This window comes from Pseudomonas pohangensis (assembly GCF_900105995.1).
GTDB lineage: Bacteria > Pseudomonadota > Gammaproteobacteria > Pseudomonadales > Pseudomonadaceae > Aquipseudomonas > Aquipseudomonas pohangensis.
In genome coordinates this window covers 1084615-1101821 of record NZ_LT629785.1, presented here as the reverse complement: position 1 = coordinate 1101821, position 17207 = coordinate 1084615, and the positions used below count along the sequence as shown (strand labels likewise).

General features: G+C 53.4%; 8 protein-coding genes, 2 tRNA genes and 3 rRNA genes. 2 read left to right on the top strand and 11 right to left on the bottom strand.

Going from position 1 to position 17207, the window contains the following annotated elements; all coding sequences use genetic code 11:
* Positions 1 to 3: 3 nt before the first annotated feature.
* Entirely contained in the window at positions 4 to 1026 is a 1023-nt protein-coding gene (locus BLT89_RS05140; protein ID WP_090193413.1) for an NAD(P)H-dependent glycerol-3-phosphate dehydrogenase, read from the bottom strand.
* Positions 1027 to 1385: 359 nt separating this feature from the next.
* Between BLT89_RS05140 and fabA the strand changes: the two genes are divergently transcribed.
* The gene (gene fabA, locus BLT89_RS05135; RefSeq protein WP_090193412.1) at positions 1386 to 1901 is read left to right on the top strand and encodes a 3-hydroxyacyl-[acyl-carrier-protein] dehydratase FabA; all 516 of its coding nucleotides are present in this window, start codon (positions 1386 to 1388) and stop codon (positions 1899 to 1901) included.
* Between the two features lie 11 nt (positions 1902 to 1912).
* A complete protein-coding gene (fabB, locus tag BLT89_RS05130) occupies positions 1913 to 3130 on the top strand; it encodes a beta-ketoacyl-ACP synthase I (RefSeq protein ID WP_090193411.1) in 1218 nt (405 codons plus the stop codon).
* A gap of 135 nt (positions 3131 to 3265) precedes the next feature.
* Here fabB and rrf read toward each other — a convergent pair.
* From rrf to BLT89_RS05080, 10 genes are all read right to left on the bottom strand, one after another.
* Positions 3266 to 3381: ribosomal RNA gene (rrf, locus tag BLT89_RS05125) — 5S ribosomal RNA — on the bottom strand.
* 145 nt (positions 3382 to 3526) lie between these two features.
* Positions 3527 to 6419 (bottom strand): 23S ribosomal RNA (locus tag BLT89_RS05120).
* A gap of 250 nt (positions 6420 to 6669) precedes the next feature.
* Positions 6670 to 6745 (bottom strand) — tRNA-Ala (locus BLT89_RS05115).
* Positions 6746 to 6775: 30 nt separating this feature from the next.
* A tRNA-Ile gene (locus BLT89_RS05110) sits at positions 6776 to 6852 on the bottom strand.
* A 95-nt stretch (positions 6853 to 6947) separates the two neighbouring features.
* Positions 6948 to 8484: ribosomal RNA gene (locus tag BLT89_RS05105) — 16S ribosomal RNA — on the bottom strand.
* The 16S, 23S and 5S rRNA genes sit together here with 2 tRNA genes alongside, the layout of an rRNA operon.
* Before the next feature lie 744 nt (positions 8485 to 9228).
* The gene (locus tag BLT89_RS05100) at positions 9229 to 10146 is read right to left on the bottom strand and encodes a DUF4124 domain-containing protein (RefSeq protein WP_090193410.1); all 918 of its coding nucleotides are present in this window, start codon (positions 10144 to 10146) and stop codon (positions 9229 to 9231) included.
* A 337-nt stretch (positions 10147 to 10483) separates the two neighbouring features.
* The gene (locus tag BLT89_RS05095; RefSeq protein WP_090193409.1) at positions 10484 to 10822 is read right to left on the bottom strand and encodes a hypothetical protein; all 339 of its coding nucleotides are present in this window, start codon (positions 10820 to 10822) and stop codon (positions 10484 to 10486) included.
* A 73-nt stretch (positions 10823 to 10895) separates the two neighbouring features.
* A complete protein-coding gene (locus BLT89_RS05090) occupies positions 10896 to 12098 on the bottom strand; it encodes a GIY-YIG nuclease family protein (protein WP_090193408.1) in 1203 nt (400 codons plus the stop codon).
* On the bottom strand, positions 12091 to 14211 hold the full coding sequence (locus BLT89_RS05085; RefSeq protein ID WP_090193407.1) for a DEAD/DEAH box helicase: 2121 nt from the start codon (positions 14209 to 14211) through the stop codon (positions 12091 to 12093). The genes BLT89_RS05090 and BLT89_RS05085 overlap by 8 nt, the downstream gene beginning before the upstream one ends.
* Positions 14208 to 16997: a class I SAM-dependent DNA methyltransferase gene (locus BLT89_RS05080; RefSeq protein WP_090193406.1), complete on the bottom strand. Its 2790-nt coding sequence runs from the start codon at positions 16995 to 16997 to the stop codon at positions 14208 to 14210. Before BLT89_RS05080 ends, BLT89_RS05085 begins: the two co-directional genes overlap by 4 nt.
* Positions 16998 to 17207: the final 210 nt, after the last annotated feature.

Genomic DNA, 17207 nt, shown 5'->3' with positions numbered 1-17207 from the left:
AAATCAGAATCCACTGACCGAGATGAAATCAACATCGGTTTTCGGCTCACCGCTCATCAGCGCACCGATCACCTGCTGCAACGTGCGCCCCTCGAACAGAATGGCATGCAGGCCCGCTACCAGCGGCATATAAACTTCCAGTTGCTCGGCTCTGGCCTTGAGCACCTTGATCGTATTGACGCCTTCCGCCACTTCACCGAGCCGATCCACCGCCTCGTCCAGACTGAGCCCCTCGCCCAGCGCATAACCTACCTGATAGTTGCGGCTTTTCGGCGAAGAGCAGGTAGCGATCAGGTCGCCAACCCCGGAAAGACCGAGAAAAGTCATCGGATTGGCACCGAGCTTGACGGCAAACCGGGTCATTTCAGCCAGCGCCCGCGTGATCAGCATGCTGCGGGTGTTCTCGCCCATACCCATGGCTGCAGCCATGCCGGCCATGATTGCGTAGACATTTTTCAATGCCCCGCCCAGCTCGACACCAAACCGGTCAGCACTGGCATACACCCGAAAACTGCGTCCGTGCAGCACACGCTGCACTTCCTGGCAGAGCGCTTCGTCTTCGCTGGCCACCACTGTGGCCGTCAATGCGTACTCGGCCACCTCGCGGGCCAGATTGGGGCCTGACATGACACCAATCCGCGCCTGCGGCGCAACCTCCTGGAGAATTTCACTCATCAGCTTGAAGGTATTGGCTTCAATGCCCTTGGTGGTACTGATCAGCATCTTGCCAGCCAGTTGCGCGGCATATGGCTGCAGTGCTTCACGCAATGCGGTTGACGGTAACGCCACGAAAATCAGGTCGCTGCCGGCAATAGCCTGTTCCAGATCACAGATCGGCTCGACCAGAGGATTGATCTTCACGCCTTTGAGATAACGCGGATTCTCGCCATGCTGGCGAATGTAAGACGCCTGCTCCGGGTCGCGCATCCACAGGCGCACTGCCTGCCCGTTTCCAGCCAGCAGATTAGCGATGGCGCTACCAAAACTTCCGCCGCCCAAAACTGCAATGGATTGCCTGACTGTCATGTTTGATCCGAAATAATTAGAGGAGTTGATTTAATGGCATTATAGGGTCGTTAAAGCCGAGGGGAGCAATCGCTCAACGACTGAAAGTTATCCCATAGTGCACAGCCTTGAGCGCTCCAATAATGGACTACCAAGATTGCACCTGTACTAAGGTCGCAATCAGCAACCGGCCTGTAACGGTCGAGGAATGCTAAAGTTAGCCAAACAGGCATTTATTCAAGCGTATATTTTCGGCTGTGACCTGGCCTGAATATCATCTGTCAAAGCTAACGTTCGCGCAGTTGCCGGCCTCCGCGCCTGAGCAGACTGCAACAAGTTCAATAACGCAACCCTCGGACGGGGTTTGCAAAGGAGTTCGAATGAGCAAACAAAACGCCTACACCCGGGAAGACCTTCTGCGCTGCAGCCGCGGCGAGCTTTTTGGTCCCGGGAATGCCCAACTTCCTGCACCCAACATGCTGATGATCGATCGCATTGCACACATCAGCGACACTGGCGGCAAGTATGGCAAGGGCGAAATTGTTGCCGAGCTCGATATAAATCCTGATCTCTGGTTTTTTGCTTGCCATTTCGAGGGCGATCCCGTCATGCCAGGCTGCCTCGGGCTTGACGCCATGTGGCAATTGGTAGGGTTCTACCTGGGCTGGCAAGGCAATCCCGGGCGGGGACGGGCACTTGGCTCAGGCGAAGTTAAATTCTTCGGCCAGATTCTGCCAACAGCCAAGAAAATCACCTACAACATACATATCAAACGCACCATCAGCCGCTCCCTCATCCTGGGCATCGCCGATGGTACCGTCAGCGTCGATGGCCGCGAAATTTACAGCGCTGAAGGCCTGCGAGTAGGCCTCTTCAGTTCCACAGACAGCTTCTAAAGGATCCCACTATGCGTCGCGTCGTGATCACCGGTATCGGTATTGTTTCCTGTCTTGGCAATGATAAAGAAAGCGTTTCTGCCAGTTTGCGCGCATGCCGCCCCGGCATACGCTTCAATCCGTCCTATGCAGAGATGGGGCTGCGCAGCCAGGTTTCTGGTTCCGTCGACCTCAATCTGGAGGAACTGATTGATCGCAAGGTCTATCGATTCATGGGCAATGCTGCTGCCTATGCCTATCTGGCGATGCAGCAAGCCATTACTGATGCAGGCCTGAGTGTCGAAGAAATCTCGGATCCGCGGATCGGCCTGGTAGCCGGATCGGGCGGTGCATCGACCATCAACCAGCTCGAGTCTTTCGATATCCTGCGCGAAAAAGGCGTAAAGCGGGTTGGCCCTTACCGCGTTCCCCGCACGATGAGCAGCACCGTATCCGCATGTCTGGCGACGCCGTTCAAGATCAAGGGTGTCAATTACTCCATCTCCTCGGCCTGCGCCACCAGTGCTCACTGCATCGGCCATGCCATGGAACAGATCCAGATGGGCAAGCAGGATATCGTTTTTGCCGGCGGTGGTGAGGAAGAGCACTGGAGCCAGAGTTTCCTCTTCGATGCCATGGGCGCACTCTCCACTCAATACAACGACACGCCTGAAAAAGCTTCCCGCGCCTATGACGCCAACCGCGATGGATTTGTAATTGCTGGCGGCGGCGGCATGGTCGTGGTTGAAGAGCTTGAGCATGCACTCAAGCGTGGCGCAAAAATCTATGCGGAAATCATTGGCTACGGGGCTACCTCCGATGGCTATGACATGGTTGCACCGAGTGGTGAGGGTGCAATCCGCTGCATGCAACAGGCCCTTGCGACAGTCTCCACACCTATCGACTACCTGAACACCCACGGCACCTCTACCCCGGTTGGCGATGCAGCCGAAGCCAGGGCAGTGCGCGAAGTATTCGGCGATAAAGCCCCGATGATCAGCTCGACCAAAAGCCTTTCAGGACATTCGCTGGGTGCTGCCGGCGCTCATGAAGCGATTTACTGCATGCTGATGATGGAAGGAAATTTCGTTACCGGCTCAGCCAATATCGAGACAATTGATCCAGAGTTGGCCGATTTGCCGATTTTGCGAGAAACCAGGGAGGATGTTGCTCTGGACACGGTTATGTCTAACAGCTTCGGCTTTGGTGGTACCAATGCCACTCTGGTGCTACAACGCTGGAAGGGCTGACTCTCCACAAGAAACAAACAACAACGGCGCCCAAGGGCGCCGTTGTTGTTTCAGAACTTTGTGCGACTTCATGTCGTTTCTGATGCACAAAAATAAACCCCCGACCAGTTACCTGATCGGGGGTTTGGTATAGGTGCTTGACGATGACCTACTCTCACATGGGGAGACCCCACACTACCATCGGCGATGCGTCGTTTCACTTCTGAGTTCGGGATGGGATCAGGTGGTTCCAACGCTCTATGGTCGTCAAGCAATTTTGCTGGGGAGTCGCTGTTTAGGTCGCTTCCCCGAATCGGGTATGTGATAGAAGCCGGTATTGCGTGTTACTTGCAAATTTTCGGCTTTGTGTCGACTTCAACCGTCTGACACGCAAACAGCAAATTGTTTGGGTGTTATATGGTCAAGCCTCACGGGCAATTAGTATTGGTTAGCTCAACGCCTCACAGCGCTTACACACCCAACCTATCAACGTCGTAGTCTTCGACGGCCCTTTAGGGAACTCAAGGTTCCAGTGAGATCTCATCTTGAGGCAAGTTTCCCGCTTAGATGCTTTCAGCGGTTATCTTTCCCGAACATAGCTACCCGGCAATGCCACTGGCGTGACAACCGGAACACCAGAGGTTCGTCCACTCCGGTCCTCTCGTACTAGGAGCAGCCCCTCTCAAATCTCAAACGTCCACGGCAGATAGGGACCGAACTGTCTCACGACGTTCTAAACCCAGCTCGCGTACCACTTTAAATGGCGAACAGCCATACCCTTGGGACCGGCTTCAGCCCCAGGATGTGATGAGCCGACATCGAGGTGCCAAACACCGCCGTCGATATGAACTCTTGGGCGGTATCAGCCTGTTATCCCCGGAGTACCTTTTATCCGTTGAGCGATGGCCCTTCCATACAGAACCACCGGATCACTAAGACCTACTTTCGTACCTGCTCGACGTGTCTGTCTCGCAGTCAAGCGCGCTTTTGCCTTTATACTCTACGACCGATTTCCGACCGGTCTGAGCGCACCTTCGTACTCCTCCGTTACTCTTTAGGAGGAGACCGCCCCAGTCAAACTGCCCACCATACACTGTCCTCGATCCGGATAACGGACCAGAGTTAGAACCTCAAAGTTGCCAGGGTGGTATTTCAAGGTTGGCTCCACGCGAACTGGCGTCCACGCTTCAAAGCCTCCCACCTATCCTACACAAACAAATTCAAAGTCCAGTGCAAAGCTACAGTAAAGGTTCACGGGGTCTTTCCGTCTAGCCGCGGATACACTGCATCTTCACAGCGATTTCAATTTCACTGAGTCTCGGGTGGAGACAGCGCCGCCATCGTTACGCCATTCGTGCAGGTCGGAACTTACCCGACAAGGAATTTCGCTACCTTAGGACCGTTATAGTTACGGCCGCCGTTTACCGGGGCTTCGATCAAGAGCTTCGCTTGCGCTAACCCCATCAATTAACCTTCCGGCACCGGGCAGGCGTCACACCCTATACGTCCACTTTCGTGTTTGCAGAGTGCTGTGTTTTTAATAAACAGTCGCAGCGGCCTGGTATCTTCGACCAGCGGGGGCTTACGTAGTAAATACTTCACCCTCACCGGCGCACCTTCTCCCGAAGTTACGGTGCCATTTTGCCTAGTTCCTTCACCCGAGTTCTCTCAAGCGCCTTGGTATTCTCTACCCAACCACCTGTGTCGGTTTGGGGTACGGTTCCTAGTTACCTGAAGCTTAGAAGCTTTTCTTGGAAGCATGGCATCAACCACTTCATCATCTAAAAGACGACTCGTCATCAGTTCTCGGCCTTGAAATCCCGGATTTACCTAAGATCCCAGCCTACTACCTTAAACACGGACAACCAACGCCGTGCTGGCCTAGCCTTCTCCGTCCCTCCATCGCAGTAACTAGAAGTACAGGAATATTAACCTGTTTCCCATCGATTACGCTTTTCAGCCTCACCTTAGGGACCGACTAACCCTGCGTCGATTAACGTTGCGCAGGAAACCTTGGTCTTTCGGCGTGGGTGTTTTTCACACCCATTGTCGTTACTCATGTCAGCATTCGCACTTCTGATACCTCCAGCCAGCTTCTCAACTGACCTTCACAGGCTTACAGAACGCTCCTCTACCGCATCACTTACGTGATACCCGTAGCTTCGGTGTATGGTTTGAGCCCCGTTACATCTTCCGCGCAGGCCGACTCGACTAGTGAGCTATTACGCTTTCTTTAAAGGGTGGCTGCTTCTAAGCCAACCTCCTAGCTGTCTAAGCCTTCCCACATCGTTTCCCACTTAACCATAACTTTGGGACCTTAGCTGACGGTCTGGGTTGTTTCCCTTTTCACGACGGACGTTAGCACCCGCCGTGTGTCTCCCATGCTCGGCACTTGCTGGTATTCGGAGTTTGCATCGGTTTGGTAAGTCGGGATGACCCCCTAGCCGAAACAGTGCTCTACCCCCAGCAGTGATACATGAGGCGCTACCTAAATAGCTTTCGAGGAGAACCAGCTATCTCCGGGCTTGATTAGCCTTTCACTCCGATCCACAGGTCATCCGCTAACTTTTCAACGGTAGTCGGTTCGGTCCTCCAGTTAGTGTTACCCAACCTTCAACCTGCCCATGGATAGATCGCCCGGTTTCGGGTCTATACCCAGCGACTAAAGCGCCCTATTAAGACTCGCTTTCGCTACGCCTCCCCTATTCGGTTAAGCTCGCCACTGAATATAAGTCGCTGACCCATTATACAAAAGGTACGCAGTCACAGAACAAAGTCTGCTCCCACTGCTTGTACGCATACGGTTTCAGGATCTATTTCACTCCCCTCTCCGGGGTTCTTTTCGCCTTTCCCTCACGGTACTAGTTCACTATCGGTCAGTCAGTAGTATTTAGCCTTGGAGGATGGTCCCCCCATATTCAGACAAAGTTTCTCGTGCTCCGTCCTACTCGATTTCACTTCTAAGACTTTTTCGCGTACAGGGCTATCACCCACTATGGCCGCACTTTCCAGAGCGTTCCGCTAAAATCAAAGAAGCTTAAGGGCTAGTCCCCGTTCGCTCGCCACTACTAAGGGAATCTCGGTTGATTTCTTTTCCTCAGGGTACTTAGATGTTTCAGTTCCCCTGGTTCGCCTCTTGTACCTATGTATTCAGTACAAGATAACCATCTTGTGATGGCTGGGTTCCCCCATTCAGACACCTCCGGATCAAAGTCTGTTTGCCGACTCCCCGAAGCTTTTCGCAGGCTACCACGTCTTTCATCGCCTCTGACTGCCAAGGCATCCACCGTATGCGCTTCTTCACTTGACCATATAACCCCAAGCAATCTGGTTACTGTCTCAAACGTGAAGACGACATTCGCCGAAAATTTGCAATATTAGAGAACACGCAAATTTTACCTTGACGCAAACAATCACCAGTGAAAGAGATTGCTTGGTCTTTTTACTTCTATCACATACCCAAATTTTTAAAGAACAGTCTGGCGCAAAGACCAGAACTCAACACCCCAACCCTTCCAGGTAGATGCTCAGTTCTGAGCTTTCAGCGATTGCAGAGTAAATGGTGGAGCCAAGCGGGATCGAACCGCTGACCTCCTGCGTGCAAGGCAGGCGCTCTCCCAGCTGAGCTATGGCCCCATCTAATGACCGGCCACATCCCATGACAATTGGTGGGTCTGGGCAGATTCGAACTGCCGACCTCACCCTTATCAGGGGTGCGCTCTAACCAACTGAGCTACAGACCCAATCGTCTTACTCTCGGGCTGTATTACCCAATCGCTTTTCGCAAGTGAATCAAGCAATTCGTGTGGGTACTTATGAAGAAGCCGATGTCTTCGATTAAGGAGGTGATCCAGCCGCAGGTTCCCCTACGGCTACCTTGTTACGACTTCACCCCAGTCATGAATCACTCCGTGGTAACCGTCCCCCTTGCGGTTAGACTAGCTACTTCTGGAGCAACCCACTCCCATGGTGTGACGGGCGGTGTGTACAAGGCCCGGGAACGTATTCACCGTGACATTCTGATTCACGATTACTAGCGATTCCGACTTCACGGAGTCGAGTTGCAGACTCCGATCCGGACTACGATCGGTTTTGTGGGATTAGCTCCACCTCGCGGCTTGGCAACCCTCTGTACCGACCATTGTAGCACGTGTGTAGCCCAGGCCGTAAGGGCCATGATGACTTGACGTCATCCCCACCTTCCTCCGGTTTGTCACCGGCAGTCCCCTTAGAGTGCCCACCATTACGTGCTGGTAACTAAGGGCAAGGGTTGCGCTCGTTACGGGACTTAACCCAACATCTCACGACACGAGCTGACGACAGCCATGCAGCACCTGTGTCAGAGTTCCCGAAGGCACCAATCCATCTCTGGAAAGTTCTCTGCATGTCAAGGCCTGGTAAGGTTCTTCGCGTTGCTTCGAATTAAACCACATGCTCCACCGCTTGTGCGGGCCCCCGTCAATTCATTTGAGTTTTAACCTTGCGGCCGTACTCCCCAGGCGGTCAACTTAATGCGTTAGCTGCGCCACTAAGTTCTCAAGGAACCCAACGGCTAGTTGACATCGTTTACGGCGTGGACTACCAGGGTATCTAATCCTGTTTGCTCCCCACGCTTTCGCACCTCAGTGTCAGTATCAGTCCAGGTGGTCGCCTTCGCCACTGGTGTTCCTTCCTATATCTACGCATTTCACCGCTACACAGGAAATTCCACCACCCTCTACCGTACTCTAGCCATGCAGTTTTGGATGCAGTTCCCAGGTTGAGCCCGGGGATTTCACATTCAACTTACATAACCACCTACGCGCGCTTTACGCCCAGTAATTCCGATTAACGCTTGCACCCTCTGTATTACCGCGGCTGCTGGCACAGAGTTAGCCGGTGCTTATTCTGTCGGTAACGTCAAAGTAGCAACGTATTAAGCTACTACCCTTCCTCCCAACTTAAAGTGCTTTACAATCCGAAGACCTTCTTCACACACGCGGCATGGCTGGATCAGGCTTGCGCCCATTGTCCAATATTCCCCACTGCTGCCTCCCGTAGGAGTCTGGACCGTGTCTCAGTTCCAGTGTGACTGATCATCCTCTCAGACCAGTTACGGATCGTCGCCTTGGTGAGCCATTACCTCACCAACTAGCTAATCCGACCTAGGCTCATCTGATAGCGTGAGGTCCGAAGATCCCCCACTTTCTCCCGTAGGACGTATGCGGTATTAGCGTCCGTTTCCGAACGTTATCCCCCACTACCAGGCAGATTCCTAGGCATTACTCACCCGTCCGCCGCTCTCAAAGGAAGCAAGCTCCCTTCTACCGCTCGACTTGCATGTGTTAGGCCTGCCGCCAGCGTTCAATCTGAGCCATGATCAAACTCTTCAGTTCAATACTGATCGGGTTTTGAGAAAACCCTAAACTTGGCTCAGCAATCGCAAATAAAACTATGATTTCTCGCAGTGATACTTGTGTTGCTGACAATCATTCGACGATCAGTCTTACCCCACAAGCACCCACACGAATTGCTTGATTCAAATTGTTAAAGAGCGTTTGGAGGAGACCTTCGCCTCAACCAAGGCCGCGCATTCTACAGCAGCCTCTACATCCGTCAAGCACATTTCGAAGAAATTTTCGTTTCATCTCAACCGCTTGCAACTCCCGACTACTTGCCAAGGGCCGGTAGCGGGAGGCGAATTCTACAGGAGTGGAAGAGGCTGTCAACACCGAAAATCAGTGTGCGCAACAATCAAAGCCTGTAGGGATCTCAATGGTCCGAACCGGAATCGAACATCGATCTACAGCCTAACAAACACTCGACATCAAGTATCTTGAAGACAAATCGTATACCTAAACGTATACCTAAAACGGAAAGCACCCCCTCCAAATGGCGGCAAGTACACCATTGTTAGCACTGCTCGGATCACCTTGCTCACATAGCGGGTGCGAACCTTAGTGCGAACCGCAAACACTCTCACGCACGTAGGGGGTGCGTACCATTAGTGCGTACTGCGTACCCTCTCACACACGCGGAGGTTCGTACCTGGGCTCGTACCAATGCCTGCTCTTTGTTTACAACAGAGCCAAGCCCATCGATTTGAGCAACTTCCTAACGGGCATACGTGGCCTTGGCGACTACTGCTTAGGCATAAACCGACCGGTCTCCGGATCTACATACCCGGCACCAGCATCGGGGTAAAACTTTCCAGTTCGTGGATCGATGACTCCGCCGCCCACATTAGGCAGCACTTGGCCGGTTTTTAGATCTATTGCATCAGGCTGTTTCTCCAGCCTTTTCTTGGTGAACACCGCATCTTCAGCCGCTCGCTTTCCCTCCAAATATGAACGACCTTCAGCCGAATTTTTGGCAGCACTATTGGATAGGCGAAGCGCATCGCCTGCATTACCCCTATCCGCTTGAGATGCTGCCTCTTTTGCACGCTGAAGGGTGTCTGCATTCTGTGGCGCCAACCTGAAGCGCTCGGCTGTCTCACTCGGTAAAGACTCAAGCTGCTTTTCGATTCTTTCCCTATATCCCGCCTCTGATCGGGAACTATCCTCCACGATGGTCACTTTCATGCTTGAACGTGGTGAGGATGATTGCTTTATAGAGGCCGCAGCGTCATATCTTCGAATTGCCTCAGTGGCCTCGTACCTCGGCCCAACCAGCTTTGCCGCATTAAGCAGTGCTTCCGCCGGGTCTCCTCCCCTTTCAATTTCAGAATCACGAAGTGCAAGTACTTCGGTGATTGCCTGCCCATTTGCCGATGGAGATTCGCCATCAAAAAATGGGTAACGATTCATTACCCAATCTGCAGCAACTTGCAAACGCTCCAACTGGTTGTCCGTCTGCGCCGGAGGAAGGCTGGGGCCAGCGCCAGACCGAGACACGCTGCCAGTCGGCAAGCGCAGCTCTGTTGTTGTGCCAACCTCTACTGGGCATGGAACTTGGGAGAAGATCGTCTGCCCATCTGGGGTCACGCATTTAAATGCTTGCCCCTGTGCAAGTGGTGAGAAAAGCAACGCCACGGTTATTACAACTCTAAAACTCATCACCGGCTCCCTACTATCTGTAGTAGTAATAAAGCTCTTCAAATAGCCATTACGGCTGAAAGCCCGAACTACTCTCGACAATCAGACTGAACGGATTGACTTTCCGGGCGCTCAGCTTAGAAGCGCATGAAGGTGCGTACCAACTCAGATCGTGCTCTCATAGCGTAACGGTATCCGAAAGTGAGGTATCCATTCAGGTATCCACACATAGATAGGTAGTGCACAGCAATCAACTCAGGACATGTCGTTACGGGTCGCAGTATTCGGCACGCCCACTACGAGCGGCTGAGTGTTCCTCGCGCGCGGGCGCGTACTGCTCCCGAAACCATGGCTGAATCTAAGGTTTTCTGAGGATGTTCTCGAGCAGTTCGGCGCACTCTTTTGCGCCTGAATTAACTGCCGCCTCATATAGAGATTTTTGCCTTGGCTTTTCTATTACATCCTCGTCACTTGCAGAATCGATTGACTCAACCCAAGCCACTAACTCTTGGGAGGTTTTCGCCTCTGGCTCCATCGGTGCCTCAGGCTCAAATGACCAAGCTGGATCATCGTAAAGCCTCAGTAACCATTTCTCGCTTCCAAGATATGCGACTTCTTCGATCCAGCTATTGTCGGCGACTGAGCCACTCCCCTCGTATATGGTGTGCCAATCAAGATCCTCGTGGGAATGTTCCAATGCATGCCTCCTGGATTTCACACCTAACTACAAATAGACATTAAATGGAGTGATAGCATCACGCCCTGCCAGCTTATTGATCTTTTTTATCGACCAATCGAGCTGTTTGCGGGTCATAGCTCACATTGGTAATCGATCCATCCCGAATACGCTCAACCGCCTCGTCAATCACCTGGAGCGGCACCAGGAACCACTCCCTCGGCTTAACCGGGTGGCCGAAGCGGTCTTCGATGGTTAGGTCCAGCTGTGCGGCACCGAACAGACGGTGGAAGATGTTTTCCAGCCGGGTGCGATTCAGGTTGTGCAGTTTGTAGGTGGCGACCACTTCCACGTCGGCCAACAAGTAAGTGGCATCTTTGTTTGCGCCGGCGATGCGGGTTTCCACTTTGCCGCCGGTCACGCCAATCTTGTGGATCAGCTCGCGGTGTTCGGTGACGAAGGGGTGGTCGGATTGGCTTCTCAGTACATAGATGGTGCCGCTTGCTATGTCGTCCGGCTCCGCACTATCGCTGAACATCGGGCCGGCATCGACCTTGATGACGCGAGACCCTGCACGCCCCTCGCTGTCTTTGTAGAGCGCCCGCTGCAAAGATCGCAGTAGCAGATCGCTTTCCGTCTCATTGGAGTAAATGACGCGCAACCGTCCATTCATCTCCGCATTTGGTGTCTTGTAGGTGTCGCCTATCTCGGCGACATAAGCGATCAATCCGCTGAGGATGAAAAAATCCCCAACCTCGATGCTGGCATTCTTGCCAAAGGGCTTGGTTATCCACGATTTTTGCTTGAGGCCCGTGTCCACCTCATCAAACAGTGGTTTAAACCTCTCAAAGTCTTTACATGGGGTTCGGGCGGCGATTTCTTCCGCCGCCTTTATCGCAGCATGGGATCGCACATGCCGTAGTACGGTGATGTCGTCCTGGTCGGCGGATTCACTGCCGATGCCCAGCTCCGCCAGCAAAGCGTCTTCGTCCAGGTCATCCACATTTACTGTGGCGACCGAGGCTCCTGACAGCAACCCTGGGCTATCCAGCTCAGCCAGCAGGGTTTGCGCCTCGGGCAACTTGCGAAGTTGGTCCAGGCGCACGGCATACAAGCGCTCGAAGATGTCGCGGTTTTCACCATGCAAAGGGGCGCGGCCGTGGGCTTGGTGAAAGCGCAGAATGTCCTCGAAACCGGCGATGATGCGTTCTTCGCGCGGGGTTCGATTGGCTGTCTTGAGTAAAGGTACTTCGACCCCTAGCGCATCCAGCAAATCATCATCATTCATGTCAGCCATTGGCAGACTCTCCCGACGCCGCTTTAGCCTTCGCTTGGGCGCGGTAGCGTGCCAATGCGGCTACACCTTCAGCCATACGCTTTTCCCAGGCGTCGGCGGAGTAGATGTCCGGCAGACGGCCACGCTCATTCTTGAACTGAAGGGCACGCCTTGCCAGCTCTCGGGCTTCGTCTTCAGGAATACTCACCTTCTTGGCAGCTATGCTGGCTTGCACTTGGCGCAGGGATTTTTCATCCATCGCTTTCGCCAGCACGGCATAGGCGGCATCGAAGGGATTGATGCGGTCGATCAGATCAATATCCAGGTCGCGCACGTTGATGAACTTGCGTACGCCATCCAGCAGCGCCGTGCTGCCTTGTATGGCGTCAGAGCCGTTAGTATCGGCCTGGCCCAAGGCCAACTTGGCCTGCTGGGTGATGTTCATCGCGGCGATGGCGTGTTGGCGGATTGCTTCCTGATCGCTATCGCTCAAGTCCGGGTAGCGCTCGCGTACGATCTTGCCCATTCGCAGCTGGGTCAGCTCTTCCGGCAAAGTGTTTTCTTTGTCAAACAGGCCGCGCTCCACCACGGTTTTGTCTTGCAGGAAGCTGGTAACGACTTCGTTAAGGTCTTCCTTGCAGATGCGCGTTGCTTCTGGGCTACTTGGCGTGGAAAGCCCGTTTATCTCCACATGAATCTGGCCTGTATCTTTGTTCACGCCGATGTTGTGGCCGTCGTTTTTGTAACCTTCGTCGCCGTAATCAAAGCCTTCCTTCGGGCCAGTGTTCTTAGGGGTGAACTCATACCTCGGGGCCAGTACTTGCTCCATCAGCAAGCTCGCGGAGATGGCTTTGAGCATGTCGTTTACGGCCTCAGCCACCGCTGCCTGATCTGCTGCCGGCTCTGCGATCAGGTTAGTGAATCGGGAGCGCTCTTTACCCTCAGCATCACGCGTAGCGCGACCAATGATTTGCACGATTTCAGTCAGACTCGAACGGTAGCCGATGGTTAGTGCATGCTCGCACCAGATCCAGTCAAAACCTTCCTTCGCCATACCTAACGCAATGATCACATCGACGTTATCGCGGTTGTTCTTTTGTGCAGGGTCTTTGAGGGAGCCAAGCACCTTGGAGCGCCTTGCTGCGTCGCTGTCATCCACCAGGTCGGCCACTTTCAGCGTACGACCATCCTTGGCTTTGATGAGATGAAAGCCGGTTGCAGTATCGACACCTTGCCATTCACCAAGTGCCCCCATGATTTCGTTGACCTCACGTTCCTTGTCTTTGAGGCTTTCACGAGCATTTACATTGGGGATATGGACGATGGTTTTCAGCGCTGGATCAAGCACCTTGGCGACCGCATCCACATAGCGGCCGGTGTAAAAGAAATAACCGATGTCCAGCGACTTTAGCCAGCGGTAACCATTGAGTTGCTCGTAGTAGGTGTAGGTTACCGTCTCAAACTTGGATTCTTCCTCCGGGGCCAGCACAGCCTCGCCGTCGCCCCGAAAATACGAGCCCGTCATGGCCACCAAGTGCACTTTATCGCGCTCGATCAACGCGCTTAGCTGACTACCCAGAATGCTGTCTGGATTAGCGGAAACGTGGTGAAACTCATCAATGGCGATCAGGCGATTGTCGAAGGCTTCGATGCCCAACTCTTCCACAGCAAAACGGAAGGTGGCATGAGTGCAGACCAGCGTCTGGTCCGTGCTTGCCAGGAAAGCTCGCACAGCTTGCACCTTGGACTTAGCTACACGCGGCTCGTCGATTCCTGGTGCATTACACAGGTTCCACTGCGGGGCTACTTGCCAGTCCCAGTAGAAGCCGAACGAACTCAGCGGTTCATCGGCGAAGCTGCCACCAATGGAGCGCTCAGGCACCACGACAATGGCCTGTTGTAAGCCCTGGTTATGCAGCTTATCCAGCGCAATGAACATCAATGCGCGGGACTTGCCCGATGCGGGCGGTGATTTGATCAGCAAATATTGCTCACCACGCTTGGCATAGGCGCGCTCTTGCATGGTACGCATACCCAGTTCATTGGCTTTGCTGGAAGCCCCGGTGTGCGCGATGGTGATGGATACCGACGGGACGGTGTAGGCATTCGTCGGGTTCCGCAAGGATTCCGTCATGCGCTTTTTTCCTTTTTTGTTCTGGGTGCGGCTTTGGCTTGGCCTGCCGTCATATTGGTATAAAGCTCAAACAGCTTTTCCAGCCGTTCAGTGTCGTTTTTGAAGCGGCGACCAATATAAATGCGTTCCAGCACCTCATCGTTGCGCTCGTGGGCATGACGCAAGTTGTCCGGCATGGTTTCCGCGTCGTACAAGTCGGCGATGGTGGCCGGAAAATGGACTTCGCGGGCCAGCAGGATGGCCTCGGCGCAGGCGGTTAGATCAGCCTTGTTTTGCTCGGTGAGCAGCGGGATGGGGAAGGTGTTCCAGCCGAGGGTGTTCGAGTAACTGAAGTCAGTTCGCATTCTGGCGCAAACAGTTGCCATCCATACCCAGTGCAATCGAGAAACCAATAGCGCGAAAAGAAAAACGTCTTCGTTGTAAAAGGCAAAGAGTTGACTGCTAACGATTGTTCCGGAATCTAGCAGGCCAACAGGCAGGTATTCTCGATTTTCGGAAGTAATACGGGGGAGGGCTATTATTTTTTCGCCTCCGCGCTGCCGACGCTCTTCAAATTTATGCGGTTGCTCTGCTCCACGACGAGTGGGCAGCTTCTCACTTGTCAGCCTCATTTCTCTGACAAGGTTTAGTCGAGACGCGATAAGAGAGTTCTCTTGTGCATACTCCACTTCTGAGTCAGGAATCCAAAGACAAAACCTAGGAATACCCTTTATAAGCTCGGTTGCCCCATAGATTTTTCGAACAAATTTACTTGAAACCTCTTCGGGTAAGTCTTTTAAGGTTTCGCGCTCAAGGTAAAGATGTCCACCATCAACCGCCTTGTTTCCAAAGTCCATGTTTGAAACATTGTCAGTTCGTCTGGATTTCTTTTGAATGAAAATGTTGTGGCCAGAAATAAGGTAGGCATTTATGTTTGGAACAGTCCTAGCGGCCGTCGCGAGCCCTTTATCGTCTAAGCTAAAAATCTTTCTGTCGGACTTTGAGTAGTTTGACATTCCAACGATGACTACAGTAACGCCAGCCTTGTTGCTTGCAAGGTTGCTCCACTTAAAAGAGGTGTAGGCAAAGTTAATCTCGAAATTGTCCCGAATCAAATGCGGCCAGAGCTCTGGCACTTGAATTCCCTGGCAGATTGAATTTGTTGTCACAAATGCAAAGGCCGACTTGACGTGACGCCCATATTCCTTTGCTTTGATTAGCCAGCCTGAAACATAATCGAGAGACTTCCAGCCAGCTTTTGTGTTTTTGAAAACCTCTTTCAAATCATTTTTTTGTTCTGTGGACTGATACTTACTTCCCTTGTACGGCGGATTTCCACAAATATATGTCTCACCGCCTTCGTTCTCGAATTCGATTTCCGACTGATCCAGCGGCGTACCGAATAAGTCGTCTGCAAGCACTTTTACGCCCGTTCCCGTGGGCGGACAGATGCTCAACCAATCCAGCCGTAGCGCATTGCCACAGATAATCCAGTTCTGCGTATCCAGCGGCAGAAACTCTTCTAACGCATCCTGCTGGCCGCGATACAGCACGTCGCACTGGTACTCGGCAATGATCAGCGCCAGGCGAGCAATCTCGGCTGGAAAGTCGCGTAACTCAATGCCACGGAAGTTAGTCAGCGGGATTTCCGATTTATTGTGAGCCTCACCGCGACGCTGATTGATCGCGGCTTCGATCTCGCGCATCTGCTTGTAAGCAATCACCAGAAAGTTTCCGGAGCCGCAGGCTGGATCAAATACACGGATACGCGCTATGCGTTTGCGCAGATTGAGTAGCTTGGCCTTGTTGTCGCCGGCCGCCTCCAGTTGCCCGCGCAGGTCATCCAAAAACAGCGGATTCAGCACCTTGAGGATGTTGGGGACGCTGGTGTAATGCATGCCCAACGCGCCGCGCTCTTCATCATCGGCCACGGCCTGGATCATGCTGCCGAAGATGTCCGGATTGATTTTTTGCCAGTTCAGGTTGCCGGCGTGCACCAGGTAAGTACGCGCCATGCGGGTAAAGCGCGGCGTCTCGGTTGAGCCTGCGAACAGGCCGCCATTCACATAGGGGAATTTATTCGCCCAGCCAGGCAAGCGCGGCTCGGCACTCGGGCGCTCGGCCAGTTTGAGGTCCATGGCACGGAAAATTTCCGACAGCACTTCATGGCTGTTAGAGCCGTCACGTTCGCTGTACTGCTCAACCGTCTTGGTAAACAGACCATCGCCCTGAAAAATGTCAGTGTCTTCCGCAAAGAAACAGAACACCAGCCGCGCCATGAAGTGGTTCATGTCGGCACGGCGCTCGGCTCTGGCCCAGTCCGGGTTCTCGCTGAGCAGCTCGACGTACAGCTTGTTCAGGCGGCTGGTGGCGCGCACGTCGATAGGGTTTTCCTTGATCTCCTTGATGGTGGAGATGCCAGCCAGCGGTAGCAGGAAGCCGAAGTGGTTGGGAAAGTCCTCATAATCGCAGGCGATGGTTTCACCCGTGCTCAGCTCTTCAGCCTCCAGGGTTTGCCCGTCGGTGGCGAGAATGAACTTGGCTTTGGCTTTAGTAGTGGCCGGGCTGGCCCGCAACGTCTTAAGCGTTTCGCCTACGGTGCCTGGCGCACAGGCAGCAATATGAATGTTGCTGCGCAGTAGCACGCCGCCGGGCACGTCCGAGGCGTTGTTATTACCCGCGCGCAGGCGCTTAAGCGTGGTGTCTTTATTACCAAACGCGGCCAGGAAGGCATACGGGAATTCCGCTGCGTCAAAAGGTTCAAGTGCGAGGTCTGATATGGCGGACTCAATTTCAACTGCATTCATTTGGCATCTTGCCTATTGGGGAGCGTCATCGTTTTTGTATTTGGCGTATTTAGTGGCAGAAGTGTAACGGGCAGCCCCCTGTCTTGTAGAGGGCTGCCTTCGATACCTTGGAGTCAGAGCCAAACGCGCCCTTGGCAATGCGCTATTCACCCGCACGGAAAGGATTTTGCCATTTGAGGTTGGCTGAGTAGCTGAAAGTACTTGATGCGT